General features: G+C 69.5%; 21 protein-coding genes. 16 read left to right on the top strand and 5 right to left on the bottom strand.

Annotated elements, in window-relative coordinates; genetic code table 11:
• Window positions 1-14: 14 nt before the first annotated feature.
• Both ACFXOO_RS11980 and ACFXOO_RS11975 read right to left on the bottom strand, forming a co-directional pair.
• Entirely contained in the window at window positions 15-1,484 is a 1,470-nt protein-coding gene (locus ACFXOO_RS11980) for a hypothetical protein (protein ID WP_394563710.1), read from the bottom strand.
• Window positions 1,485-1,582: 98 nt separating this feature from the next.
• Window positions 1,583-2,851 carry an ROK family protein gene (locus ACFXOO_RS11975; RefSeq protein ID WP_378843102.1) on the bottom strand — a complete coding sequence of 423 codons (1,269 nt, stop codon included), beginning with the start codon at window positions 2,849-2,851 and terminating at the stop codon, window positions 1,583-1,585.
• Between the two features lie 112 nt (window positions 2,852-2,963).
• Here ACFXOO_RS11975 and ACFXOO_RS11970 point away from each other — a divergent pair, with 112 nt between their 5' ends.
• The 10 genes from ACFXOO_RS11970 (at window position 2,964) to ACFXOO_RS11925 (ending at window position 14,516) form a co-directional block, all read left to right on the top strand.
• Window positions 2,964-4,010, top strand: a complete 1,047-nt coding sequence (locus ACFXOO_RS11970; protein ID WP_394563709.1) for a Gfo/Idh/MocA family protein — start codon at window positions 2,964-2,966, stop codon at window positions 4,008-4,010.
• Entirely contained in the window at window positions 4,007-4,825 is an 819-nt protein-coding gene (locus ACFXOO_RS11965; protein ID WP_394563708.1) for a hypothetical protein, read from the top strand. The genes ACFXOO_RS11970 and ACFXOO_RS11965 overlap by 4 nt, the downstream gene beginning before the upstream one ends.
• A 100-nt stretch (window positions 4,826-4,925) precedes the next feature.
• The gene (locus tag ACFXOO_RS11960; protein ID WP_378843108.1) at window positions 4,926-5,939 is read left to right on the top strand and encodes a VOC family protein; all 1,014 of its coding nucleotides are present in this window, start codon (window positions 4,926-4,928) and stop codon (window positions 5,937-5,939) included.
• 90 nt (window positions 5,940-6,029) lie between these two features.
• A complete protein-coding gene (locus tag ACFXOO_RS11955) occupies window positions 6,030-6,998 on the top strand; it encodes a fumarylacetoacetate hydrolase family protein (RefSeq protein WP_394563707.1) in 969 nt (322 codons plus the stop codon).
• A complete protein-coding gene (locus ACFXOO_RS11950; RefSeq protein WP_378843112.1) occupies window positions 6,995-7,987 on the top strand; it encodes a cyclase family protein in 993 nt (330 codons plus the stop codon). Before ACFXOO_RS11955 ends, ACFXOO_RS11950 begins: the two co-directional genes overlap by 4 nt.
• Before the next feature lie 31 nt (window positions 7,988-8,018).
• Window positions 8,019-9,155, top strand: coding sequence for an FAD-dependent monooxygenase (locus tag ACFXOO_RS11945; protein ID WP_378843114.1), 1,137 nt, complete (start codon window positions 8,019-8,021; stop codon window positions 9,153-9,155).
• Entirely contained in the window at window positions 9,152-10,180 is a 1,029-nt protein-coding gene (locus ACFXOO_RS11940) for an amidohydrolase family protein (RefSeq protein WP_394563706.1), read from the top strand. The genes ACFXOO_RS11945 and ACFXOO_RS11940 overlap by 4 nt, the downstream gene beginning before the upstream one ends.
• On the top strand, window positions 10,177-11,151 hold the full coding sequence (locus ACFXOO_RS11935) for a fumarylacetoacetate hydrolase family protein (protein WP_394563705.1): 975 nt from the start codon (window positions 10,177-10,179) through the stop codon (window positions 11,149-11,151). Before ACFXOO_RS11940 ends, ACFXOO_RS11935 begins: the two co-directional genes overlap by 4 nt.
• Window positions 11,152-11,305: 154 nt before the next feature.
• Complete coding sequence (locus ACFXOO_RS11930; protein ID WP_394563704.1) at window positions 11,306-12,805, top strand: MFS transporter; 1,500 nt, start codon at window positions 11,306-11,308, stop codon at window positions 12,803-12,805.
• A gap of 115 nt (window positions 12,806-12,920) precedes the next feature.
• On the top strand, window positions 12,921-14,516 hold the full coding sequence (locus ACFXOO_RS11925; protein ID WP_394563703.1) for a GMC oxidoreductase: 1,596 nt from the start codon (window positions 12,921-12,923) through the stop codon (window positions 14,514-14,516).
• A 28-nt stretch (window positions 14,517-14,544) separates the two neighbouring features.
• Here the strand turns inward: ACFXOO_RS11925 and ACFXOO_RS11920 are convergent, their stop codons facing one another.
• Entirely contained in the window at window positions 14,545-15,312 is a 768-nt protein-coding gene (locus ACFXOO_RS11920) for an SDR family NAD(P)-dependent oxidoreductase (protein ID WP_394563702.1), read from the bottom strand.
• Between the two features lie 143 nt (window positions 15,313-15,455).
• Between ACFXOO_RS11920 and ACFXOO_RS11915 the strand changes: the two genes are divergently transcribed.
• On the top strand, window positions 15,456-16,229 hold the full coding sequence (locus ACFXOO_RS11915) for an SDR family NAD(P)-dependent oxidoreductase (RefSeq protein ID WP_394563701.1): 774 nt from the start codon (window positions 15,456-15,458) through the stop codon (window positions 16,227-16,229).
• A gap of 399 nt (window positions 16,230-16,628) precedes the next feature.
• Here ACFXOO_RS11915 and ACFXOO_RS11910 read toward each other — a convergent pair whose 3' ends face one another.
• Complete coding sequence (locus ACFXOO_RS11910) at window positions 16,629-17,870, bottom strand: glycoside hydrolase family 1 protein (protein WP_378843128.1); 1,242 nt, start codon at window positions 17,868-17,870, stop codon at window positions 16,629-16,631.
• 229 nt (window positions 17,871-18,099) lie between these two features.
• Here ACFXOO_RS11910 and ACFXOO_RS11905 point away from each other — a divergent pair, with 229 nt between their 5' ends.
• The 4 genes from ACFXOO_RS11905 to ACFXOO_RS11890 are packed head-to-tail and all read left to right on the top strand — an operon-like array spanning window position 18,100 to window position 23,610.
• Entirely contained in the window at window positions 18,100-19,665 is a 1,566-nt protein-coding gene (locus ACFXOO_RS11905) for an ABC transporter substrate-binding protein (protein WP_394563700.1), read from the top strand.
• Window positions 19,666-19,694: 29 nt separating this feature from the next.
• Window positions 19,695-20,636, top strand: coding sequence for an ABC transporter permease (locus ACFXOO_RS11900; RefSeq protein WP_378843132.1), 942 nt, complete (start codon window positions 19,695-19,697; stop codon window positions 20,634-20,636).
• Window positions 20,633-22,762: an oligopeptide/dipeptide ABC transporter ATP-binding protein gene (locus ACFXOO_RS11895; RefSeq protein WP_394563699.1), complete on the top strand. Its 2,130-nt coding sequence runs from the start codon at window positions 20,633-20,635 to the stop codon at window positions 22,760-22,762. Before ACFXOO_RS11900 ends, ACFXOO_RS11895 begins: the two co-directional genes overlap by 4 nt.
• The gene (locus tag ACFXOO_RS11890) at window positions 22,762-23,610 is read left to right on the top strand and encodes an ATP-binding cassette domain-containing protein (protein WP_378843136.1); all 849 of its coding nucleotides are present in this window, start codon (window positions 22,762-22,764) and stop codon (window positions 23,608-23,610) included. The genes ACFXOO_RS11895 and ACFXOO_RS11890 overlap by 1 nt, the downstream gene beginning before the upstream one ends.
• A gap of 65 nt (window positions 23,611-23,675) precedes the next feature.
• Here the strand turns inward: ACFXOO_RS11890 and ACFXOO_RS11885 are convergent, their stop codons facing one another.
• On the bottom strand, window positions 23,676-24,587 hold the full coding sequence (locus ACFXOO_RS11885) for a LysR family transcriptional regulator (protein ID WP_394563698.1): 912 nt from the start codon (window positions 24,585-24,587) through the stop codon (window positions 23,676-23,678).
• Between the two features lie 154 nt (window positions 24,588-24,741).
• Between ACFXOO_RS11885 and ACFXOO_RS11880 the strand changes: the two genes are divergently transcribed.
• Complete coding sequence (locus ACFXOO_RS11880) at window positions 24,742-25,287, top strand: quercetin 2,3-dioxygenase (protein ID WP_378843140.1); 546 nt, start codon at window positions 24,742-24,744, stop codon at window positions 25,285-25,287.
• Window positions 25,288-25,299 lie beyond the last annotated feature (12 nt).

Here is a 25,299-nt window from a genome sequence, read left to right as displayed (position 1 = left end):
CTGTGTGAGGGGGGTCATGCGAGAGGGCGTGAGCCCGCGGCGAGTGCTCCGCGAGCGAGGGCGAGATGTGCCCGCGTCATCTCCGAGGGGTCGGCATCGAGCCATTCGTGGCCGCCCCACTCGCTCGTGAGGGTTCCGGCGAACGCGGTCGGAGCGAGCAGCGCGCCCAGATCGCGGATGGGCTCGGAAACGCGGCCGTCCGCGTCGTCGAGATCCCAGAACTTCAGATGGAATGCCCCCACGAGCGGCAGGATGCTGCGCAGCACCGTGGCGTCGGATCGTCCGAACCGCACCAGCATGTCCATGTAGAGCGTGTGGATCTGCGGAGGAACGCCGCCGGAGCGGAGGAGGTCGACGATCGCCTCGACCGTCGCGGGGTCGCGCCACTCGTTCCGCAGCCGGGTGATCAGCTCGAGGGCCACGCCACCACGCTGCAGCTGCTCCAGGTAGCTCTCGGGCACGGACGGCATGAGCATGCTGACGTCGACGAGGAGCCTGATGTGCGGGTCGTCGATGAGTCCGATCGTGTCGATGGCCATGCCCGCGGACGCGCTCCCCGGCGTCTGCTGACCCTGGATCTCCTCGAAGAGCACCAGGTCGAGATCGTGCAGCAGGGGCCGCACCTTCCGCAGGAGAGGTTCGCCGGCCTGCCCGATCGGCAGGCGCACTCCGAGGGCTCCCATGCGTCTGGCGTCCTTCAGCTGCGGAACGAGGAACGCCAGCCGCTCCTCCTCATCGCGCCTCCGGCCACCGGGCAGCCAGTCGTCCAGGCTCGCCCCGACGATGCTCACCCGCCCGCCGAGGGCTTCGAGGGTTTCGCGCAGCGCCTCCACCTCGGCGGCGTCGGGCTCGGGGAACGACCGCCACAGCTGGCCCGGTTCGACCTCGATGGCCTCGGCGATGCCGTCCGCGACGATCCCCGCCGCGATGTCCGTGGCGGCGCGTTCGGCGAGGATCACCTCGGGCGTCCAGTTGAAGGCGCTCGCCGTCAAGGACCACGCAGCGGGCAGGTCCGGAGGGGTCGTGTCGTCTCGCGCAGACCCCCGCGGAGCGAGCACCGGCGGGCCGATGTGCCGGTCGACGACGGGGGAGAGCGGCGCAGCGGGCGCAGCATCCGTCACCAGCGTCCGCTCGACGCGGAAGGGCAGTGTCAGCGGGCCGTCCGGGCGGATCTGCAGGTAGGGGATGACGAGGTCGAACGACACGATGACCCGGTGCGCGCCCGCGCCGACCCCCCGGTCGCCGCGGACGATCAGGCGATCCTGCAGGAACCACCATGCGGCCTCGTCGGCGAGAGCGGATGCCTCGACCTGCCGCCCGTCGACGTCCACCTGCAGTGGCGTCACGGTATCGCCGTCGATCTCGACGTGGAGGCCCGCCAGTGATGCGATCGGGAGGGAGCGGATCCACGGGAGACCCAGACGCAGTGCGAATCCGTCGGCTGTCGCCGCGAGCGCGTCGTCGCGCAACGCCGTCAGTGTCATGGCACATCCTCGTGTCTCGATCACCGGTCGGTTCCGGCTTACGAGGAGAACCTACACGCTTAAGTAGGAATCAGGAAGAAGTATCCGTCGGACAGACGCTACGGCGCCGTCACACCGGCCTCCATGAGCCGGGGGTGCCCCTCGGCGAACCACCTCGGGAAGGTCGCCTCGAACAGCTGCTCGCGGGCGAGCTCGGCTCCGCCGCGCAGCGGCTCGCGAGGATCGTCGACGGACTGCACGATGCGGAGATCACGGGTGGCGAGCGGGAGCGAGAGCTCGTAGACGCGCTGACGCACCTCGGCGAGGAACACTTCGCCGGCGGAGACGACGGCACCGCCGAGGACGATGACGCCGGGGTTGAACATGTTGACCAACGCCGAGATCGCCTCACCGACGAGTCGTGCCGATCGCTGGATGAGGGTGATGGCCAGCGCATCGCCGTCCTCCGCGGAGCGCGCGATGCTCTCGGGGGTGGGTGCGATGCCCTCAGCGGCTTCGGCGGCCAGATAGCCCTGTGCGCCCTCGGCGATCGCGGCTTCCGCATCGCGTACCAGCGCCCACCCGCCGGCGACTGCTTCGAGGCATCCGGTCTTGCCGCAGCGGCACTGCGCGGTGGAATCGCCGACGCGAACGTGCCCGATGTCTCCGGCCGACCCGTTGGCTCCACGGTGGATGCGACCCTGCGAGAGCAGGCCGGCACCGATCCCCGACCCGATCTTGCAGTAGATGAGATCCGTGTGGGCGTCAGCGCGACGAGCACGTTCCCCGAGAGCGAGGAGGTTCACGTCGTTGTCGACCCAGACCGGCGCCTGGAACCGCTGTTCGAAGCGTCGGCGGACGTCGAAGCCGTTCCATCCCGGCATGATCGGCGGCGCGACGGGTCGACCCGAGGCGAAGTCGACGGGGCCGGGCACGCCGACGACGATCGCCCAGATGGGCACGTCTTCTCGGCGGCCGAGGACCTCGTCGATCATCTCCATGACGGCGTCGATCGTCTCCGCGGGTCCGCGCGAGATCTCCCACGCGCGATGGGTCTGATCGAGGATGTCGCCCTCGAGGGCCGCGACACCCACATGGATGTGCAGCGCGCCCAGCGCGCACACGATGATGTGCCCGCGCTCCGACCGGAAGCGGAGTGTGCGCGGGGCCCGGCCGCCGGATGAGGGGCCGTAGTCGGCGTCATCGAGGTACCCCATCGCGATCGCCTGGTCGACGCGCTGGGTCACGACGCCGCGCCCGAGTCCGGTGACCCGGCCGATCTCGGGCCGCGTCACCGCTTCGCCGGTACGCACCATGTTCACGATGCGCAGGAGACTTGTGACCTCGTCGGTCTGCGCGCCGAAGCGAAGCGTTGATTCGGTTGCCATGGTTGATTTTGACACAAGGTGCCGCACGAACGATGAATTCATCGCGGAGTATCGCCCTCCCGTCACTCACTTCAGTATGCTTTCGACGTAAGTGACACGAGGGAGTGATCGGATGCCACGAGGCGTAGGCGTCATCGGCGCAGGACCGGGGGTGTCCGCTCTGCACCTGCCCACCCTCGCGCGGCTCCCCGATCACTTCCGCGTGGTGCACGTCTCGGACGGCGGCAGCGGGCGGGCGGCCGACCTCGCGGCGCGGACGGCGGCGCGGTCCTCGTCGCACACCGCCGAGCTGCTGGCAGACCCCGAGGTCGAGGTCGTCGCCCTTTGCAGCCCTCCGGCCGGGCACGCGGAGATCATTCGGGCAGCGGTGGCCGCCGGCAAGCGCGCGATCCTCTGCGAGAAGCCGATCGCCACCACCCGCCCTGACGCCGACGCCGTGATCGAGGCCTGCCGCGCCGCCGGCACGACCCTCGTGGTCGGCACCAATCACCTCTACGACGCTGCGTGGGGCCGTGCGAAGCACTACCTGACCGCGATGGGCGGGCGGGTGCACACCGTATCGGTGACGGTCTCCCTTCCGCCGAATGGTCGCTACCACGAACTGGTGACGGATGCGGCGACGACGGGCGCGGCCCGGCCGCCGGGGCCGGGACCCGACTTCGGCAACCCCGAGGTCGCGGCATCCGTCGTGCGTCAGCTGCTGACCGGACTCGCGATCCACGACATCCCGCTCCTGCGCGACGTGGCCCCGAGATTCGACCGTGTCGAGTTCGCCCGCGCCATCCCGCCGATCGGATACCTCGTCGGCTACAGCGCGGGCGACGTGCTCGTGCGCCTCGCCGCGGTCATGCACGGCGGGGGAGCCGACACCCTGTGGCGCCTCTCGATCTCGACGGACAACGACCGGGTCGACGTCGACTTCCCCCCGCCTTTCGTGCATGCCGGCAGCGCCTCGGTGCGCGTCCGCGCCGACGAAGGACGATGGACCACCCACGCGGGCGAGGCATCGGATGGTTACGAGGACGAGTGGCGATCACTGGCCGCGATCCTCGACGACGGCGTACCCACGGAGTACGACGAGCTGCTCGCCGATGCGCACTATGCGATCGATATCGCGGATGCCGCGGCGGCACTGATCCGGACGGGGGAGGGGTCGTGACCCCGGGACGCACTCCGGCCGCCGTCCGCACCGACCGCGGCGACTACCGCGCTGCGCTGGCAGAGCTCACGAACGCCGCTGTCCGCACGGATTCCCCGTCGGGGGCGATCGTGGTGGTCGACGGGACGGGGCGATGGACCGAACGCGCGCTCAGTGCGGCGACGTCCGGCGCGGCCGCGCTGGTCGTCGCGGAGCCCGCTCCCGTGCCGGCCGCGGCGCTCGACGATCTCCGAGCGCAGGTCGGTGGGCTCCCGGTGATCGTGAGCCGCAGCGCCCTCCGCCCCGATGTCATCGAGGACGCCCTGCGCGGCCGCCGCGACGCCGGCGCGCTCGACATCCTCCTCGTCGATGCGATGTGCACGGTGACCACGCGGCCCGACGTCGTGCGCGACGCGATCGGATGGATGCGCGCCGTCGGCGGAGGCGGCGTCCGGATGCTCTCTTCGGCCGTCCAGCGCGGCAGCGTGCTCGCCCATCTCGAATCGGTCCCCCCGTCGGGCCGGGCCCTCCCGTGCAGTCTCTCGCTCGCCGTGGCGGCCGGCGGCTGGCGGGGATCGCTCCTGCGGGTGTCGGGGCTCGGGGCGGTGCGCACGGAGGTGCTCATCGATTCCGAGGCGCGCATCCGCACGGTCGACACGCTCGACGAGCGCGGCTCGCTGCGCGCACCCGACAGGTTCGAGGAGACGGCGCGCGGGGCACTGCGGCGGGCGCTGGATGTGCTCGCCGGCGACAGCTCCGCCACTGATCTGGCCGACCTCGCAGCGGACGCCCGCGTTGCGGACGCTGTTCTGCAGGCAGTGCCTGCGCATAAATGAACCCGATGACGGGGATAGGCGATATGCCGTTGCCTGATATGTCGATGGCAGGCGAAAGTGGTCTTGGGACCACCCGCACGCTCCACCGAAAGGATCGAAGATGATCAAACTGCTCTCCCACCTGTCCTACGTTGCCATCACGTCTCCCGACGTCGAGGCATCCGTGAAGTTCTATGAGGACAAGGTCGGCCTCACCGTCGTCGATCGCGTCGACGGGGCCGTCTACCTGCGCTGCTGGGGCGACTACTACGCGTATTCGCTGGTCGTCCTGCCCGGAGACGAGCCGACGCTCGCCACCATGGCGTGGCGCACCTCCAGCGCCGAGGCGCTCGAGGCCGCGGCGAAGGCCGTGCAGGACGCGGGCATCGAGGGCGAGTGGCTCGACGATGTGCCGCATATCGGCCGCGCCTACCGCTTCATCGGCCCGTGGGGCCACAGCATGACGCTGCACTGGGACGTCACCCGCCATCAGGCCGCCGGACACGTCGCGTCGATCTATCCCGATCGCCCCGAGAAGCGCAGCACGGTCGCCGGAGCTCCGCGCCAGCTCGACCACGTCACGATCGCCACCAGCGATGTCGACGCGTTCGCCGCCTGGTACAACGAGGTGCTCGGCTTCCGCATCATGGCCAAGACGGTGCTCGACGAGGCGCCCATCTCGGTGTTCTCCGTCCTCACCACGAACGAGAAGTCGCACGACCTCGGTGTCGTGCTCGACGGCTCGACCCGCGCCGGGCGCGTGAACCATTACGCCTTCTGGGTCGACACCCGCGAAGAGCTGCTGATCGCGGCCGACGTGCTCATGGAGCAGGGCTACCCGATCGAGTACGGCCCGTCGATCCACGGCATCGGCGAGCAGACGTTCCTCTACTACCGCGAGCCCTCGAGCATGCGCATCGAGCTGAACACCGGCGGGTACCGCAACTACGTGCCTGACTGGGAACCCAACACCTGGAAGCCGTCGCTCGGCTCGAGCAACTTCTACCGCAACGGCGCCATGCCGATGTCGATGACGGAGTCGTTCCCTGCGGCCGACGGCCCGAGCGCGACCGAAGAGGGTGTTCCCGACGAGATTAAGGAAGCGCTCTTCAACCCCTACACCAAGCACGGATAGGGCTGACAGCCTTACGGGGGTCGCCTACGCGGCCCCCGGACGAGGCATCCTGAATCCACCACCGCAACGACGCGAGGAGATCGCACCCCCATGACTTCGACCGGACTGACCGCCCCCTTCGCGCTCGCCCGATTCCGGGAGGGCGCCGACGTGCGCCTCGGCCTGGTCGCCGGCGACCGCATCCGCCCGCTCGGTGCCGACGACCTCGGCGCCGCGGACCTCAACGCATTCCTCGCCGCACCCGACTGGGATCGTCTGGGCGAGCTCGCGGACGCCGGCGACGACGAATGGATGCCGCTGGCCGACGTCGTGCTGACGGCTCCGGTGCAGCCGCGGCAGGTGCTCCAGGCGGGCGCGAACTACCGCACCCACGTCATCGACCTCGTCGTGGCCGGCCGGCAGAAGACCGATCCCCGCCCCGTCGAGGAGCTGCGCGAGTGGGCGGGCAAGATGATGGACGAGCGCCAGGCGAACGGCGAGCCGTACTTCTTCATCGGGCTGCCGGCGGCCGTCGTCGGCGATGACGTCGAACTCGTGCTGCCGTCGTACAGCGACCAGCACGATTGGGAGCTCGAGCTGGCCGTCGTGATCGGTCGCGAAGCCTTCCAGGTCGGTCGCGACGAGGCCATGGACCACGTGGCGGGGTACACGATCGTGAACGACATCACGACGCGCGACCTCGTCTTCCGTCAGGACATGAAGGAGATCGGCACCGACTGGTACCGGGGCAAGAACGCGCCGGGCTTCCTCCCCACCGGGCCCTTCCTCGTGCCGGCATCGTTCGTCGACCCGCATCGACTCGAGGTGCGCCTCGAGCTCGGCGACCAGGTCATGCAGGACGCCTCGACGGACGACCTGCTGTTCGACATCCCCGCACTGGTCTCCACGGCGTCCCAGAACATGCCCCTCCTGCCCGGGGACCTGCTCCTCACCGGCAGCCCCGCCGGGAACGGTGCCCATTGGGGCCGGCTTCTGCGCGACGGCGACGTCATGACGGGAACGATCGAGGGACTCGGCACCCAGGTGGTGCGCTGCGTCGCGCCGGAGGCCGTGCGTTGAGCGGGCCCTCGGAGAACCCGGCCGACCTCGACCGGGCGAACCCCGAAGCGGAGATCGGCGCCCGCGCGGAGGCGTTCCGCAACTGGGGCCGCTGGGGTGAGGACGACGTGCTGGGCACGCTCAACTTCATCGATGCGGCCAAACGTGTCGAAGCGGCGTCCCTCGTCCATGACGGCACGGTCATCTCGCTCGCCCAGGCGTTCGACACCGACGGGCCCCAGAAGGGCTGGCGTCGACGCACGAACCCCGTGCACACCATGACCGACACCGGCGTCGACGCCGAGCGGGGCAACCAGGGCTTCCCCCACGGGATCGGCGGCGCCGATGACGTCATCGCCATGCCGCTCCAGTGCTCCACGCAGTGGGACGGCCTGGGCCACATCTTCGACCACGGCTTCGCCTGGAACGGCAGACGCGCCGGAGACGTCGTGACGAGCGAGGGCGATCTCGTGACGGGCATCGAGCACGCGGCATCCGTCGTCGTCTCCCGCGGAGTGCTGCTCGACATCGGCCGCCACCGGCAGCCCGACACCGGCGAGCTCGCCGACGGCTACGCGATCACGACGGCCGACCTCGAGTCCTGCGCCGCGGCGCAGGACGTCACGGTCGGTCGGGGCGACATCGTTCTGGTGCGCACGGGACAGTACGCCCGCACACGCCGCAACGGGTGGGGCGACTACGCCGGCGGGCCCGCCCCCGGCCTCTCGCTCACCACGGCGGCGTGGCTGCATCGCACCGAGATCGCCGCGATCGCCACCGACACCTGGGGCTTCGAGGTGCGGCCTAACGAATTCGATGCGGCCGCCTTCCAGCCGCTGCATCAGGTCGTCATCCCCAACATGGGCCTCACGATCGGTGAGATGTGGAACCTGGACGCACTCGCCGAGGCGTGTGCGACCCGCGGACGCTGGGACTTCCTGCTCTCGGCTCCGCCGCTTCCGATCACCGGAGCCGTCGGCTCGCCCATCAACCCCGTCGCGATCTTCTGACGCGCATCCCCTGGAACAGAGAGGTTCTGACATGACCGCAGTGAACAAGGTCGCCATCGCCGGCAGCGGGGTCGCGGGTCTCGCGTCCGCCATCCAGCTCGCCAAGGCGGGCGTCGCCGTCGACGTCTTCGAGCTCAAGCCCGCGCTGAGCACGCGTGGCTCCGGCATCTCGCTGCAGGGCAACGCGCTGCGGGTGTTCGACGCGCTCGGCGCGTGGGACGACATCCGCGCCGCCGGCTACCCGTTCGAGGGACTGAACCTGCGCGCACCGGGGCCCGATGCGCCGATCGTCGCCGAGCTGCCCGACGTCAAGACCGGCGGTCCGGACTACCCCGCCGCGATGGGGATGCCGCGTGTCGAACTCGCCACCATCCTGCTGGAGCATGCCCGCGCGGCGGGAGCCCGCGTGCACTTCGACTCGAAGGTGACGAGCATCGATGCCCGCGCGGACGACGGCGTCGAGGTCTTCGTGAACGGTGACAGCGCAGGTGTGTACGACCTGCTGATCGGCGCGGACGGCCTCAACTCGGGTGTGCGCGACCTCATCGGCATCGACACCAAGCCCGAGCGGAACGGCATGGGCATCTGGCGCACGTTCGTCTCCCGCCCCGCCGATGTCGTGCGCAGCGAGCTCTACTACGGCGGTCCCGTCTACATCGCCGGCTACACGCCGACCGGTGAGGACTCGATGTACGCGTTCCTCGTCGAGAAGGCCGAGGACCGCATCGGCATCAGCGACGAAGAGGCCACCCGCATCATGCTCGACGAGTCGCGCGCGTACGGCGGACCGTGGAACGACATCCGCGCCGACCTCGAAGCGGGCGCGCACGCGAACTACACGTGGTTCACGAAGCACGTCGTTCCGGCGCCCTGGAACCGCGGCCGGGTCGTCATCATCGGCGACGCCGCGCACTCCTGCCCTCCGACGATCGCCCAGGGCGCCGCCCAGGGGCTGGAGGACGCTTTCGTGCTGACCGAGCTCCTCACCACGCGCGACCACGTCGATGAGAGTCTGTGGGAGGAGTTCCACGCGCGTCGGCTGCCCCGAGCGCAGGCGGTGGTCGAGGCATCCAGCCAGCTGGCGCAGTGGCAGATCGACGGCAACCGCGAGGCCGACGCCGGCGGGCTCATCTTCGGCATCGCACAGAAGATGGCGCAGCCGGCATGAGTGGGAACGACGAGCGGATGCCGGTGACCGACGTCCACGCCCATCTGCTGCTGCCCGCGATGCACGCCGAGGTCGAGCGCCGCGCGCCCGAGCTCGTCGCCGAGGCCGCCGACCTGGAGCGACGCCGCAACGGCGTTCCGAGCCTCCAGGCCTCGGGGGCGATGGTCGGTGCCCGCATCCCGAAGCTCACCGACGTCTCGGTGCGCCTGGCCGCGATGGACGCGCAGGGTGTGGATCGCCAGTGGGTCAGCGTCTCGCCCAACCACTTCTACCCGTGGGCGCCGGAGGGACTCGCCGTCTGGGTCGCCGGCGAGACGAACCGCCTCGTCGCCGAGCACGTCGCGCAGGCTCCTGATCGTCTGACCGGGCTCGGAGTCGTTCCGCTGCAGCATCCGGAGCGCATCGTCGAGTACCTCGACGACGCCGTCCTCGGTCGCGGACTCGCCGGCGTCGAGATCTCCTCCTTCGCCGGGGACGTCGAGCTGTCCGATCCCCGCCTCGAACCCTTCTGGGCGCGCGCGGCGGAATTGGGCTGCGTCGTGTTCCTGCACCCGTTCGGGTGCAGCCTCGACGAGCGGCTCGACCGGTTCTACCTCTCGAACACGGTGGGTCAGCCCGCGGAGAACGCCGTCGCGCTGTCGCACGTGATCTTCGCCGGTGTCCTGGACCGGCATCCGGGGCTGAAGCTGCTCGCCGCGCACGGTGGGGGCTACCTGCCGTTCGCGATCGGGCGCTCCGACCGCGCGTGGCGCGTGCGCCCCGAGGCGCACGGATGCGCCCACGAGCCGTCGAGCTATCTGCGCAAGCTGTGGTTCGACACGGTCGTGCACGACGAGGCGGCGGTGCGCCACCTCGTCGCGGTGGCAGGGCCGGAGCGGGTGCTGCTGGGCAGCGACTTCCCGTTCGACATGGGGCTGGACGATCCGGTCGGCGAGATCCGCGCGGCCGGTCTCTCCGAAGACATCACCGACGTCATCCTCGGCGGCAACGCCGCGGAGCTGCTGCGCACCCGGGTGCGCACGTGAGGATCGCGCGGTGGGCGGACGGCGCCGACGTCGGTGAAGGCTTCGTCGTCGACGATCTCGTCGTGCCGTTCCCCGACGGGCTGACGGTCGCGCAGGTTCTGCATCAGGGACTGGATGCCGCGCACGCCCTCTATGCCCGGACGGACGGCGACACGGGTGTCGCCCTGTCCGACGTGCGCCTCCTGACGCCCGTCGTGCCGGCATCGGTGCGCGACTTCGTGGCTTTCGAGGAGCACGTCGAGGGTGTTTCGGCGGGAGTGGAGGGCAAGAGCGAGGTGGTGCCGGAGTGGTACCAGGCTCCGACGTTCTACTTCACGAATCCGCACACGATCCTCGGTCCCGGTGATCCGGTCGCGCCCCCCGAGACCGCTCGGCTCGACTTCGAACTCGAGGTCGCCGTGGTCATCGGAGCGGTGGCGGGATCGGACGGAACGAACCTCCCGGCCGATGCCGCGGCATCCCACATCTTCGGCTACACCGTGATGAACGACTGGTCGGCCCGCGACCTGCAGGCGCGCGAGATGAAGGTGCGGTTGGGGCCGGCGAAGGGCAAGGACTTCGGCATGTCGTTGGGACCGTGGATCGTCACCGCCGACGAGCTCGAGCCCTTTCTCGATGACGACGGGTTCCTGGCCGTGCGCGCCGAGGTCTTCGTGAACGGCGAGCTGATCGGGCACGACCTGGTCTCGAACATGGGCTGGCCCTTCGGCGAGCTCGTCGCCTACGCGTCCCGCAATTCCCGGGTCGTGCCGGGCGACGTCCTCGGATCGGGCACAGTCGGCAACGGCGGATGCCTCGGCGAGCTGTGGGGCCGCAACGGCGGACTGACCCCGCCGCCGCTGGCTGAGGGCGACGAGGTGCGCATGGTCGTCGAGGGCATCGGCGAGCTCGTGGGCAGCGTCGGTGCGATCGTGCCGGCTCCCGCCCTGCCGGCGGCGCGCACGCGGTCCCGGGCGCGCGCGCGGGCGTGAACGGTTGAGCCGTCGCACTTATGTTGCTTTGATACTAAAGACCGACTAGAATAGACCTGACGCCGGGATCCCCGGATCCGTTCCTGCGCGTGATGTTGCGCACAGGGCACACACCGTCGCGTCGACGGCCCGATCTTTCGGGTGGACCGCCACCATGCCGCTCACTCCTTGGAGACTCCGTCTCCTCATCATCTCGCTGCTGACCGTCTCCTTCCTCGGAGCCCTCGACCACACGATCGTGGCCACATCGCTGGCGACCATCACGGGAGAGCTCGGCGCCGTCGAGCAGATGAGCTGGGTCATCGTGTCGTACACGCTCGCCAGCACCGTGCTGCTGCCCGTGCTCGGAAAACTCGCCGATCTCATCGGAGCGCGCTTCGTGTTCCTCGCGAGCATGGCGCTGTTCATCGTCGCCTCGCTCTTCTGCGGGGTGGCACAGGACATCGGGCAGCTCGCGATCGCCCGTGTTGCGCAGGGCATGGCGTCGGCGGGCCTCCACCTCATGCCGCAGACGATCGTCGGCGAGGTCACCTCACCCCGCGAACGTCCCCGGGTGCTCTCGCTCATCGGCGCGGCGTTCCCCATCGCGATCCTCGTCGGCCCGCTGGCCGGTGGACTCATCACCGACGCCTGGGGATGGCGGTGGGTGTTCTGGATCAACATCCCCGTGGGCCTCGTGGCACTCGCGCTCGCCGCGATCGCAGTACCGCACATCGCCGGGCGGGCCGCACGACGGTTCGACATCGCCGGTGCGGTGGTGCTGGGCATCACGGTCACGGCTCTCGTCCTGGCCGCGAGCTGGGCCAGCACGCACGAACCGGGAAGCGGCATCCCGCTCCTCATCGCGGCGCTCGTGGCCGTCGTCGGACTCGTGTCGTTCGTGGTGATCGAGCTGCGCGCCCCCGAACCCCTCGTGCCGCTGCGCCTGCTCGGCAACCGCACGATCCTCATCAGCATCGTGCTCTCGGCGGTCATCGGCATGGGCCTCTTCTCGGTCGTGTCCTACGTGCCGACCTACATCCAGATGGCCTACCGCACATCGGCGACCGTCTCGGGGCTCGTGCCCATCGCGACCGTGTTCGGGATGCTGGTCAGCACGCTGGTCACCGGATCCCTCGCGAGCCGCACCGGGCGGTACCGCGTCTTCCCGATCTTCGGCACCGCGACCGCCGCCGTCGGACTGCTGGTGATGGCGCTGCTGCCGGCGGGGATGCCCCTCTGGGTGCCGATGCTGGCGATGGGCCTGGTCGGGATCGGCACCGGCTCTTTCATGAACATCATCGTCGCGATCGCGCAGAGCGCCGCGACCCGGGCCGACACCGGCAGCGTCACCGCCACGGTGAGCCTCGTCCGTCAGGTCGGGTCGACCACGGCCACGGCGATCGTGGGCGGACTGATCGGCGCGGGGGTCGCGGCGGGACTGCCGTCGACGCTGGATGCCGCCACTCTGACGCCGCAGATCGTGCACGGCGCGTCCGCCGCCGTCCAGGCCCAGGTCGCGGCGCTCTACTCCGGCATCATGGCGCCGATCTTCGTCGGGCTGGCGATCGTCTACGCGATCGGGATCGTAGCGGCGATCCTGCTGCCGAACGGACGACTGTCGGACGAGCGCGCGACGGCCGCCGCGGCCGTCAGCGAGGCGGCGACGGCATGAGCGCGGGCTCAGGGCGCAGCATCCGTCCGTTGTCCGTCCCCCGGCGCCGCGACCGTCACGCCCGTACCCGTACCCGTCCGACCCGCACCTGCACTCGCACTCGAAGGAGAGTCTCATGACCACCGAATCCTCCGCCCACGCCGGCCCCACGATCGCGGTCGTCGGCAGCGGGCCGATCGGCGCGACGTATGCGCGCACGCTGCTCGAGGAGCTCCCCGACGTCCGGGTGATCATGTTCGAGGCAGGTCCGCAGATCACGGAGCGGCCGGGACAGAGCGTCCGCAACATCGAAGACCCCGACGAGAAGGCCCGCGCGCGGGAGATGTCGCAGGGTCCGCAGGCCGGCGACCTGCGCGAGTCGCTCGGCATCCCGTCGGCGACGGTCGTGGAAGGCATGTTCACCGCCCGGCAGGGCACGCATCTGTTCGACTTCGGCGGCGAAGGGTCCGCGCACGCGCCGACGTTCGCCGCGGCCGCCGGCGCCACCAACGTCGGGGGGCAGGGGTCGCATTGGACGGCCGCGACGCCGTCGCCCTCGTTCAGCGAGCGGCTGCCCTTCATCGGCGACGCCGAGTGGGACGAGCTCCTGGCCACGGCGAAGGATCTGCTGCACGTGCAGGACGCGGCCTTCGCGGACTCCGCCGTCGGCGGCGCGATCCGGTCGCTGCTGGCGGAGAAGTTCGCCGGTCAGCTCCCGGACGGCTACGGCGTCAGCACGCTGCCCGTCTCGGGGGAGCCGCAGCCGGACGGCTCGATGCGCTGGGGCGGCACCGACCTCGTGCTCGGCCCGCTCATCGACGACGGCGATCCGCTGGCGGAGCGGTTCGAACTCCGCGATCTGTCGCTCGTGCGTCGCGTGGAGCGCGACGGCGATCGGGTGACCGGCGTCACGGTCGAAGACCTGCGCACGCGCCGGACGTCCTTCGTGGCGGCCGACCTCGTGGTGGTCGCCGCGGACGCGTTCCGGTCTCCGCAACTGCTGTGGGCGTCGGGCATCCGTCCCGCGGCGCTCGGCCGTTACCTCACGGAGCATCCGGTCGTCATCACGACGGTCGCCCTCGAGGCCGACAAGATGAGCCGCTTCGCCACCGAGGAGCAGCTGGACGCCGAACTCGCCCAGCGCGCGAAGCACGCCGCCGATCCGGTTGCCGCGGTCAACCGCATCCCGTTCTCCGAGCCGGGCCACCCGTTCTCGCTGCAGGTGATGTATTCCGAGAGCACGCCGTTCCCGCTGCCCGAAGACAGCCCGTTCCTCGGAAACCGGTGGGGATTCGTCAACATGGGCAACGGGCTGCGCAAGCGCCCGCGCGTCGAGGACGGCTTGACGTTCACCGACGACGAGCTGGACTACCGGGGATTCCCGAACTTCACGGTCGACTACGAGCTGACCGATGCCGAGCTCGGCGAGATCGAGGCGGCCACCGCCGATCTGCGCCAGGTCGGCGAGGCGCTGGGAGTGTTCGTCGCCGAACCGCGGCTCATGCCGAACGGATCGAGCCTGCACTACATGGGCACGACCCGCATCGGCGAGACCGACGACGGCACCTCGGTCGCCGACCCCTGGTCGCGCGTGTGGGGAGTCGATGGGCTGCTCATCGGCGGCAACGGGACCATCCCGACGGCGAACACGATGAACCCGACGCTCACGAGCGTGGCGATCGCGGTACGCGGCGCCCGCAAGGCGGCCGAGAGGCTCCGCGCGGAGCGCTGATCGCGGGAGGTGCGGGGGTCCGGTGCCGTTACCCGCGGGCGATGCGGTCCGACATCACCTTGACGCCGGCCGAGGATGTCGATCCTCCGTCGACGGGGATCTCGGCGCCCGAGACGTAGGCCGCAGCATCCGAGAGCAGGAAGACGACCACCCGGGCGACCTCATCGGCGTTCCCGAAACGCTCGAGGGGGGTCAGGTCGAGCTGCGCCTCACGCATCGCGGCAGGTGCGTTCGCGGTCATCGGGGTCTCGATGAAACCGGGGTGGACGATGTTGACCCGGATGCCGCGCGGTCCGTATTCCGTCGCGGCGACGTGCGTCAGCCCGCGAAGCCCCCACTTGCTCGACGTGTACGCGACCGGGTAGTGCGCGGTGAGCGCCGCCGACGAGCCGACGTTCACGATCGACGAGTCCCTGGCCATCAGTGGGGCGAGAGCCTGGATGCCGAGCATCGGGCCGGTCAGGTTGACCGCGAGGACGCGATCCCAGTCGGTGCGCGCGGTCTGACCGAGCCGTGTGCGGTGAGTGATCCCGGCGTTGTTGACCAGGCCGCGCAGAGGCGTACCCGCCAGATCGGTCGCGAGGAACTCGGCCAGCGCCTCCCACCCCGCCTCGTCGGAGACGTCCAGCTGCCGGTACACGACGCGCGTGTCCGCCAGCGCCGGAGCAGCGTCGACGATGTCGGTGGCGATCACCCGCGCACCCGCCTCATCCAGCAGGAGCGCGGCAGCCAGTCCCTGACCTCCGGCGGCGCCGGTGACGACGATCGTGCGGCCGTCGAGTCCTTCGTTCGTCATGACGACTCCCTGCATCGGCGGCGACGTCTTCGCGCACGCTTCGACGCTAGCCGCGGCAGCCGCTCGGGGGAACTCCGGTTCGGTGATGACGGGCATCACGTCTGCCGAGGGCGATCGACGTGGTCGCGCGGGAGGATGGAGCCATGGATCTCGCGCCCTCGGCTCTCTTCTCGTGTGCGGGACAGGTCGCCATCGTCACCGGGGCGGGCACCGGAATCGGCCGCGCGTGCGCCGAGGCGCTCGCGTGGGCGGGATCGCGAGTGGTACTCGCGGGGCTGCCCGCTTCGCAGCCCGCGGTCGCCGCGGCCGAGTTGGTCGGGCGGGGTCTCGAGGCCATCGGCGTCGACTGCGATGTGACGGATGCCGCGGACCTCCGCGACCTCGTCGACACCACCGTGCAGCGGTGGGGGCGCATGGACACGGTCGTCGCGAATGCGGGAGCGGCGCTGGACGGCTTTTCGGGGGATGAGGATGAGGCCCTGGATCGGATGCTGTCGCTGCACGTGCGCTCCGTCTCGCGGCTCGCCGAGCTCGCGCTGCCCGTGATGGCGTCGGCGGGAGGCGGTTCGTTCATCGTGATGTCGAGCATCGCCGGGCTGCGTGGCAATCGGGTGATCTCGGGATACGGCGTCACGAAGGCGGCGAACGCTCAGATCGCTCGAAACATCGCGGTGCAGTGGGGCGGTCGCGGGGTGCGGGCGAACGCGATCTCGCCGGGTGTGATCGCGACTGATTTCGCCGCGCCGATCACGGCCGATCCCGAAACCGCCGCCGCGCGTCTGGCCCGGACTCCCCTCGGACGCTTCGGACGACCGGAGGAGGTCGCCGGGGCGGTGGTGTGGCTCGCGTCGCGTGCCGGCGCGTTCGTCAGCGGCCAGAACATCGTGATCGACGGCGGGACGATGATCTCGGACTGAGGTCATCGTGCGGGTGGGCTGCCGGGGGTGGGCTGTCGGGCGGCCTGGCTGTGGGGCTGTCTGGCTCGGTCTGTGTTTCCGGCTGTAGCGCTCCGCTCCTCCACAGGCGGGCGGATGGGGGTGGATCCGACAGAGATTAAAAAGCGACTGACCTGGGATGTTTCCGCTCGCGGCAATGTCGGGGGTCACCCCTCGGGTACTCCGCGTGGAGCGCGGAGTACCCGAGGTGCGCGGCCCCCACTGGTGGAACCCTCACCCCACCTGGCGACCCGTCACGAAATCGCCGGTGCGCATGCGCGAGCGACTGGCTTCTTCGCGGACCTGATGCCGTCTATGCCACGCCGCAAAGAGGAGGGGATGATGGTCGCCCCGGGGCGGCGTGTGGCGCCGCCTCACGACTCAGAGTCCGCGCGCGTCGCGCACCAGTCCGGCGTACACGCCCGCGCTGGGCTTCGCCGTGCGCTCGAAGGTCTCGCGATCCACCTCGTGCAGTCCCAGCTTCGGCGTGTAGCCGAAGATCCACTCGAAGTTGTCCATCAGCGTCCAGTGGCAGTAGCCGAGCACCGGAACCCCACCGGCGATCGCCTGCGCGAGGCCGTCGAGCGACGGTGACAGGAAGTCCGCGCGAATGCTGTCATCCGGCGTGCTCACCCCGTGCTCGCTGACCAGGATCGGCACTCCGCTGATCTCGTATGCGTACTCGACCGCACCGCGCAGGGACGCCGGATCGACGGCGGTACCCATGCCGTTCACCACCGCGCCCGGCTCCGCGGGCAGCAGACCGTCCGGACCGTAGTAAAGCCGCTCGTAGTTCTGCACGCCGACGAAGTCGTCCTCGCGAGCCAGCCGCAGCCAGTAGTCGTAGACCTCCGCGCGCTTGCGGTCCCGCACCTCCTCGCCACCGGGCGCCGCGACGTCGTCGCACATCGCGAGGGACAGGCCCACGCGAAGGTCCGCGCGGCGGTCCTTGATCGCGGCCTTCCCGGCGGTGTGAGCAGCCGTCATTCCCGCGCGCATCCCGGCGAAGTCTTCGTGCAGCATCACGTTGCCCGCGCGATAGCGCTCGGCACCCGTCGCGAGCTCGGCCGCCTCGAGGGTCTGACGCTCGAGGTCGGCGATGAAGTCGGGCAGCTCCGCCCACGTCAGCATCTCGGGCAGATCGGGTTCATTGAATGTCACGGCGAGGGCGATCCGATCGCCGAAGCGATCCATCACCACTCCGCAGTATCGCGCGAACAGCGACGCGGACTCGGGGTTCAGCCAGGCGCCTCGCGCGGCGAACCAGTGCGGCGACGTGAAGTGGTTGAACGTCACGATCGGCGCGAGACCGCGGGCGAGGCATCCGTCCACCAGCGCCTCGTAGTGCGCGAGGGCCTCCTCCGAGAACTGGCCCTCGACGGGCTCGATGCGCGCCCATTCGACCGAGAAGCGATAGGCGTTGAGGTCCATTCCTGCGACCAGATCCAGGTCGGACTCCCACAGCTCCCATCCGTTGGCGGCCTTGCCCGAGCGGTCTTGGAAGATCGTCGGCGTCACGTTCTCGAGGAACCAGGTGTCGCTGTCGACATTGTCTCCCTCGTTCTGGTGTCCGGCGGTGGCGACCCCCCAGAGGAAGTCGGCGGGGAAGGATGCTGCGGGCATGAGTGGTCCTCTCTGAACTCTCCTTCATCCTCGCATACTTGTTCATTCTATGAAAGCGTGTTTCACTGTGAGCAGTGAGGCGAATGACCATCGTTAGGCGCTCGCTAACAAAGGACCGAGCGAATCCGAATGGCCAAACCCGGCCGGGGCGGGTCACTCTGTACCAAAGGTCGCCCCCGATGCGACCGCCGACACCGAAGTCCGCAGTACACCGATCACAGGAGATCTGATGTCTCGCCTCACCACAGCACGCGGAGCCGCCGTCATTGCGGCGATCGCCGCATCCGCCCTCGCCCTCACCGCCTGCACCGGTTCGGGAGGAGGCTCCAGCAGCGGAGGTGGCGCCGACACCTCGAAGCTGGTCATCGGACTCGATGCCGACCAGGCCCCGCTCGGGTACGACCCGCTCCGATACTCCTCCGGTCAGCGGATGTTCTTCGAGGGCATCTACGACGCGCTGTTCGTCCTGGACAAGGATGGCAACGTCGCTCCCGACCTCGCGACCACGGCGACGTACAGTGCCGACCAGACCCAGCTGACCCTCGACCTCGACACCAGTAAGACGTTCGCGGACGGCTCGACGGTGAGCGCCGCGCTCGTCAAGGAGAACCTCGACGATCGGCAGGACGCCGACCTGTCCGCCTACAGCGGCTTCGCCACCGGTGGCGAGAACGAGATCACCGACGTGACGGTCGTCGACGAGGACACGGTGACGCTGACATTCGCTGCGGCCAAACCGGGGTTCGAAGCCAACCTGGTGTTCCCCGCCGGCGCGATCGTGGGCCCGACGGGGATCGCAGACCGCTCGAGCCTCGACTCGGCTGCCGACGGCTCCGGTCCCCTTGAGGTCGACGAGTCGGCGACGGTGAAGGGCAACTCCTACCTTCTGGTGAAGAAGGCCGATGCCGCCGCCGCGAAGGACTATCCCTTCGACTCGTACGAGTTCAAGCCGATCCTCGATCCGCAGGCACGCGTGAACGCGGCGATCTCGGGCGAGGTCGACATGGCGATCATCACCGCGGACACGCAGGCGCAGGTCGAATCCTCCGGCACGGGTCTCGTGGCGAACGGCGGCACGATCCAGAACATCATCGCGTTCGACAAGGCGGGCGCGACGGCGCCGCAGTGGAGCGACCCCCGTGTCTTCCAGGCGCTGTCGATGGCAATCGACCGCAAGACCTTCGTGAGCGCCGTGCACGCAGGTGAGGTGCCGACCGCCAACGCCCTCCCCGCCGACAGCCCGGGATACCTGCCCGAGCTCGAGACGCAGTACGCCTATGACCCGGATGCGGCGAAGGCGCTCCTAGCCGAGGCCGGCTACCCCGACGGATTCTCGTTCGACTTCACCATCACGGCGCAGAGCCAGCGCGACCTCGAGGCGCTGCAGCCGTACTGGGCGGCGATCGGCGTCACGGTCAACCTGAAGAACGCGTCCTCGACGGAGGAGGCCTTCGCGGTGGTGCAGACCGAGCCGCTCGGCGGACCGATCGCGCTCACCTGGACGAACCCGCTCGGCAACGTGTTCGGCGTCCTCTTCGGTTTCGCGAACTTCCACAAGGCCGAGAACGCAGACATCCAGGCCGCAGCCGGCGCGATCGGGGCCGCTCAGGGCGACGAGGAAGCGCAGGCCACGGCGCTCCAGGACCTCAACCGCTCGATCGTGGACGCGGGATGGCTCATCCCGCTGTTCGAGCAGCTGGCGCCGTGGGCGTACAACACGGCGAAGGTGGCCACGCCCACTTTCCCGGGTGCCGAGCCGTTCCCCCTCCTCGCGTCGGTCACGCCCGCGTCCTGAACACCTTGCCGGTGCCACCGGGAGTGACGATGCTCATCTTCATACTCAAGCGGGTCGCTTTCGCGGTCCTCACCCTGCTCGTCGCGTCGTGGATCGCCTTCATGCTCGTGCACCTCTCGGGTTCCACCCCCGGCGGAGTGGCCCTCGGCCAGTCCGCCACGCCGGAGCAGGTCACCGCCTACAACACGGAGATCGGCTGGTACGACCCCTGGGTCGCCCAGTTCGCAAACTGGGTGGGCCAGGTGCTGCAGGGCAACCTCGGGGTCTCCCTCATCGACGGCCGAGAGATCGGACCGGACATCGCCAAGCGACTGCCCGTCACCGCGGCCCTGGCACTCGGCGGCACCGTCCTGAGCGCCGTGATCGGCATCGCCCTCGGCGTCGCGGCCGCGGTCCGCGGCGGAACAGTGGACCGGGTGATCACCGCCGTCACCGGCATTCTGCTCTCCCTCCCCGCCTTCTGGGTCGGCGTGCTCCTCGTCTACTTCCTCGCGGTGCAGCTACGGCTCCTTCCGGCAACCGGTTTCGTTCCGTTCGAGGTGAGTCCCGACAAGTGGTTCCGATCGCTCGTCCTGCCCGTCCTCACGATCGCGATCACGTCGGCCGGCTTCATCGCGCGGCAGACGCGCGCGTCGATGGCCGAAGCGCTCGCACAGGAGCACATCCGCACCCTCCGCGCCGTCGGCACCCCGACCTGGCGCATCGTCTACGTGCACGCCCTGCGCAGCGCCAGCCTTCCGATCCTTGCGAGCGTCGCCGTGCAGTTCATCGTGCTCTTCGGCGGATCCGTGATGATCGAGCTCCTTTTCGCCCTGCCGGGCATCGGTCAGGCCATGCAGGCGGCGGTCGGATCCGCCGATCTCCCGTTCGTGCAGGCGCTCGTCCTCGTCGCCACGCTCGTGGTGGTCATCGTCAATCTCCTGCTGGAAACCCTCAACCGCACCCTCGACCCGAAACTGCGCACATCATGACGGTCTCCACCACCGCGATCCTCACGATCCGCCGCGCCGAACGCAAGCGCAGCTTCCGGATCCTCCGTTCACCTCTCGCAGTCATCTCCCTGATCTGGCTGATCGGCCTGATCGTGGCATCCGTCACGTCACCGCTGTGGCTGCGCTACGGGCCTCTCGAGCAGGACCTCACCGCGGTCCTCCAGGGCCCGACCACCGCGCACCTCCTCGGCACCGACGAGCTCGGTCGCGATCTGCTCTCCCGCATCGTGGCGGCCGCCGCGTCGACACTCGCACTGGCCTGCGTCACGCCCATCGTCGCCGTGGCGATCACTGTGCCGGTCACCCTGTGGGCCGTGCGCTCGTCGCGCGGAGAGGCGGTCATGAACCGCGTGAGCGAGATCGTGATGTCGCTGCCTGGAACGGTGATCATCCTCGCCTTCATCGCCGCGGTCGGCACCAACATGCCACTCGTCATGGTGCTCTTCGGCGTGCTGCTCTTCGGTGCGCTCTACCGCATCCTGTTCGGCCAGGCGAAGTCGCTCCAGAAGCAGCTCTTCGTCGAAGCGGCCACGGTGGACGGCGTGCGCCCGTTCGTCACCAGCTTCCGCCACGTGCTTCCGAACATGTCCACCACCGTGATCGTTCAGTTCGTCCTGTTCTTCGGGGTCGGGATCATGCTGCAGGCCGGTCTCGCGTTCATCGGCCTCGGCCCGCAGCCCCCCGAGCCGACGTGGGGTGGCATGATCCAGACCGCCTCGCGCTTCATCTTCCAACAGCCCTGGATGATGGTGCCCACCGGCGTCGTCCTCGCGCTCACGATCATCGCGGCGAACTCCATCGCCGACGTGCTCGCCGGCGGAGCCGCCACTCCTCCGCCGCTCGTCGCCCTGAGGCGGACGCGCGCGAAGAAGAAGCAGGCTCCGGATGCTGCGACCCTGCGCGTCTCGACGACCGCGCCGGTCGCGGAGCAGGCGCGCGCTGCCGCATCCGTTCCGCTCGAGGCGACCGCCCTGATCCCCGCGGAGCCGGTCGAGGAGGCCGGAGAGCTCGTCGCGATCCCGGGCGATTCACCGACGACCTTCGGCGCCGACCGCACCGGCCTGGCCGCCCGTGGCGCGTCGGCAGCCGACGGCGAGCTCATCGTCGAAGATCTGGTGCTGGGCGTCGACGGGGGGCCGGCGCTGGTCACCGGAGTGTCGATGCGCGTGCGGCCGGGGCGGGTGATGGGACTCGTGGGCGAGTCCGGCTGCGGCAAGAGTGTGACGTCGTACGCGTTCCTGGGCCTTCTCTCGCCCGGACTGTCGGTGCGATCGGGTCGCATCCAGTGGGGCGACGTGGACTTGGCGCAGGCCGACGAGCAAATACTCGCGAAGGTGCGTGGCCACGACATCGCCTTCATCTCCCAGGAGCCGAGTCGTGCGCTCGATCCGATGTTCACGATCGGCTGGCAGTTGGCGGCGACCGTCAAGCGCCTCCGCCGTGTCGGCGCGGGGGAGGCCAAGCGCATCTCCCGGCAGCTGCTCGTCGACGTCGGCATCGTCGACGCTCCGCGTGTGCTGAAGAGCTATCCGCACCAGATCTCGGGGGGTATGGCGCAGCGCGTCGCGATCGCCCTCGCCCTCGCGGGGTCGCCGCGCCTCCTCGTCGCCGATGAACCGACGACCGCGCTGGACGTCACGATCCAGGCCGAGATCCTGGGTCTGCTGCGCGGATTGATCGCGGAGCGGGGCATGTCGATCATCCTCGTGACCCATGACCTCGGTGTCGTCGCCGATCTGTGCGATGACGTGTCGGTGATGTACGCGGGGCAGATCGTCGAGACGGGCACGGTGCGCGACGTGCTCGTGCGGCCGGAGCATCCGTACACGATGGCCCTCCTGGCGGCAGACCCGCACGCGATCATCGATTTCGAGGGGACGAGCCGTCTGGCCTCGATCCCCGGCCAGGTGCCGCTGCCTGGTTCGTGGACGAGCGGATGCCGGTTCGCGCAGCGATGCCGGTTCGCGACGCAGGCGTGCCTGACCACGATCCCCCTCGATCCCCGCGCCGAGGGCGTCGGGGGAGTGCGATGCGTCCGCCGCGACGAGGTGCGCGGGCGGCAAGAGGAGTGGCGGCAGCCCGTCGCCGTCGGAGGAGACCTGTGATGAGCCAGCCCACGAGCCGGGAGCCGGATGCCTCCACCCCGCTGCTGGAGGTGCGCAACCTCGTCGTTCGCTTCGGAAAGAAGGCCGCGGTCGATGATGTGTCCTTCACGATCGGCCGCGGGGAGACTCTGGGCCTGGTCGGAGAGTCCGGTTCGGGCAAGACGACCATCGGCCGGGCGATCCTCGGCCTGCAGCCGGTCACGAGCGGTCAGATCCTGTTCGAAGGGCGCGACATCACGAAGGCCGGTCCCCGCGCGCGCCGCTCCCTCCAGGGCGATCTGCGCGCGGTGTTCCAGGACCCCTTCTCGTCGCTCAACCCCCGCCGCCCGATCGGCGACGCGATCACCGAGCCGCTGCGGGTGGCCGGAGTCTCCCGCTCCGACCGCGATCGGCGCGCGCAGGAGGTGCTCGCTGCCGTGGGCCTCGCCCCCGGTTCCGAGAACCGCTTCCCGCGGCAGTTCTCCGGCGGCCAGCGCCAGCGCATCGCCATCGCCCGCGCCCTGGTCACCGACCCGCGTCTGGTGGTCTGCGACGAAGCGGTGAGCGCGCTGGACCTCTCGACGCAGGCGCAGGTGCTGAACCTCCTCGCCGACCTTCGGGTGGGCAAGGATCTCGGGTACCTCTTCATCGCCCACGACATGGCTGTCGTGGAGTTCCTCGCGCAACGTGTGGTCGTCCTCAACCGTGGCAAGATCGTCGAGGTCGGCGAGACCGCCGAGGTGATGCGCAACCCGCAGGCGCACTACACGCAGGTGCTGATGGCCGCGTCGCCGGTACCCGATCCTGATGAGCAGGCGGCACGGCGCGAAGCATGGAAGGCGCTGAAGGCGGCTGCCCCCACGGCGTGAAGGCTCCTCCCGGCGCACGCGCGCGAGGAGCATCGGCCTTAGTCGGTTCCTATCGTCCCGGGTGCTCAGTGGAAGGTGGCGTCCACGAGCGGGGACAGCGCCTGCGCCGTCTCGCGGAACGCGTGGACCATCGGGTTGCGGGCATCGCTCAGGCTGCACAGGAGGATCGTCGCGGGCTCGATGTCGAACACGGGGATGAACGCGAGCTCGTCGCGACGGTACTGACGGGAGGCCGACTGGCCCGCGATGTTGACGCCCGCACCCGCGGCCACGAGTTCGAAGAGTCCGTCGACGCTGTCAGCCGTCGGTCCGCGCTTCGGCCGCGTACCGTCGGGGCGGGGGTCGACGATCCACCAGTCGACGACTTCGGGCACGCCGCCTGCGACCGCGACGAACACCTCGTCGTTGGTCTCGACGATCGACACCGACTCTCGGTCGGCGAGCGGGTGGCCGGCCGGAACGACGAGCACGCGCGGTTCGCGCCAGAGCGGTTCGAGGCGTACGCGCGCCGGGAGAGGCATCGGCGCGGGGGCGAAGACCACGTCGACACGACCGGACTCGAGTTCAGCAGCGACGTCGAAGAATCCGAGACGGCGCATCTCGATCCGCGCGTCGGGCATCGCCTGCATCGTCGAGGCGATCGCCGCCGTCGTCAGAGCCCCCGCCCCGGCCGCGACCACGCCGACCCGGAGCACCGGCGCGTCGCGGTCCCGCTGCATGGACCGTCCCCAGCTCAGAAGCTGATCGTGGTCGTCCTGCACGCGGCGGGCCAGGGGGAGCAGTTCGCGTCCGTAGACGGTGAGTTCGACTTTGCGAGGGCTCCGGTCGAAGAGCTTCAGGTCGAGCTGCTGCTCGAGCCGACTGATCTGCTGGCTGAGCGAGGGGGGCGTGATGCTCAGCCGCTGGGCGGCGCGACCGAAGTGCAGCTCTTCGGCGAGAACGCAGAAATAGCGAATGACGTGGATCGGCACATCCATGCGCCGATCTTAGCCTGAGGCTAACGCCGCGTAGGGAGCTCGAACTTCCTTCGCCGGCGACTTGTCATGAGACTGGACACAGCCGGAGCGAGCGGTCGGAATGAGCCGACCGTTCTTCAGTGCTCCGCCGCCGCGCACTTACAAGGAGGTAAGCATGACCACTTTTCCCGTAGACGACGCTGACAAGGTCGCGTTCACCGGCATCCTCCCCGGTGCTCCGAAGCCGTTCGTGCTGGGCAACGGCGAGGGCGAGAAGTCGCTCGTGTTCGACCAGCTCTTCACGGTGCTGCTCTCAGCGGATGAAACCGACGACCAGTACGGCGCGTTCACGATGCAGGGGAGAGCAGGCGACCGCATCCCCGGCCACAAGCACCTGAAGACCCATGAGATCTTCTACGTCGTGGACGGCGAGATCTCGGTGTGGATGGATGACGAGGCCGACTATCACAGCAAGACGACCCTCGTGACGGGAGACTTCGCGTTTGTTCCGGCGGGCATCGTTCACGCCTTCCAGATCCACAACTCGACCAAGGTGTTCGGCACCGGTACGGCGGGATTCGAGCGGTTCTTCCATGCGATCGGCGAGAAGACGGAGGCCACCGAGCCGCAGGGCGTCTACGTGCCCGACTTCTCGGTCATGCGCGCCGCCGGCGAGAAGTACGCCACGGTGTTCATGCCCCAGTTCACGTTCCGCGACTGACACGGCCACGCC

This window comes from Microbacterium sp. P03, assembly GCF_043556235.1.
Taxonomy (GTDB): Bacteria; Actinomycetota; Actinomycetes; order Actinomycetales; family Microbacteriaceae; genus Microbacterium.
The sequence above is the reverse complement of the archived record's forward strand: the minus strand, read 5'-3'. Positions and strand labels throughout refer to the sequence as shown.

Coding starts and splice junctions, on each gene's coding strand:
- ACFXOO_RS11980 (WP_394563710.1), bottom strand. CDS start 1,484: ATGACACTGACGGCGTTGCGCGACGACGCGCTCGCGGCGACAGCCGAC.
- ACFXOO_RS11975 (WP_378843102.1), bottom strand. CDS start 2,851: ATGGCAACCGAATCAACGCTTCGCTTCGGCGCGCAGACCGACGAGGTC.
- ACFXOO_RS11970 (WP_394563709.1), top strand. CDS start 2,964: ATGCCACGAGGCGTAGGCGTCATCGGCGCAGGACCGGGGGTGTCCGCT.
- ACFXOO_RS11960 (WP_378843108.1), top strand. CDS start 4,926: ATGATCAAACTGCTCTCCCACCTGTCCTACGTTGCCATCACGTCTCCC.
- ACFXOO_RS11955 (WP_394563707.1), top strand. CDS start 6,030: ATGACTTCGACCGGACTGACCGCCCCCTTCGCGCTCGCCCGATTCCGG.
- ACFXOO_RS11945 (WP_378843114.1), top strand. CDS start 8,019: ATGACCGCAGTGAACAAGGTCGCCATCGCCGGCAGCGGGGTCGCGGGT.
- ACFXOO_RS11940 (WP_394563706.1), top strand. CDS start 9,152: ATGAGTGGGAACGACGAGCGGATGCCGGTGACCGACGTCCACGCCCAT.
- ACFXOO_RS11930 (WP_394563704.1), top strand. CDS start 11,306: ATGCCGCTCACTCCTTGGAGACTCCGTCTCCTCATCATCTCGCTGCTG.
- ACFXOO_RS11925 (WP_394563703.1), top strand. CDS start 12,921: ATGACCACCGAATCCTCCGCCCACGCCGGCCCCACGATCGCGGTCGTC.
- ACFXOO_RS11920 (WP_394563702.1), bottom strand. CDS start 15,312: ATGACGAACGAAGGACTCGACGGCCGCACGATCGTCGTCACCGGCGCC.
- ACFXOO_RS11915 (WP_394563701.1), top strand. CDS start 15,456: ATGGATCTCGCGCCCTCGGCTCTCTTCTCGTGTGCGGGACAGGTCGCC.
- ACFXOO_RS11910 (WP_378843128.1), bottom strand. CDS start 17,870: ATGCCCGCAGCATCCTTCCCCGCCGACTTCCTCTGGGGGGTCGCCACC.
- ACFXOO_RS11905 (WP_394563700.1), top strand. CDS start 18,100: ATGTCTCGCCTCACCACAGCACGCGGAGCCGCCGTCATTGCGGCGATC.
- ACFXOO_RS11900 (WP_378843132.1), top strand. CDS start 19,695: ATGCTCATCTTCATACTCAAGCGGGTCGCTTTCGCGGTCCTCACCCTG.
- ACFXOO_RS11895 (WP_394563699.1), top strand. CDS start 20,633: ATGACGGTCTCCACCACCGCGATCCTCACGATCCGCCGCGCCGAACGC.
- ACFXOO_RS11890 (WP_378843136.1), top strand. CDS start 22,762: ATGAGCCAGCCCACGAGCCGGGAGCCGGATGCCTCCACCCCGCTGCTG.
- ACFXOO_RS11885 (WP_394563698.1), bottom strand. CDS start 24,587: ATGGATGTGCCGATCCACGTCATTCGCTATTTCTGCGTTCTCGCCGAA.
- ACFXOO_RS11880 (WP_378843140.1), top strand. CDS start 24,742: ATGACCACTTTTCCCGTAGACGACGCTGACAAGGTCGCGTTCACCGGC.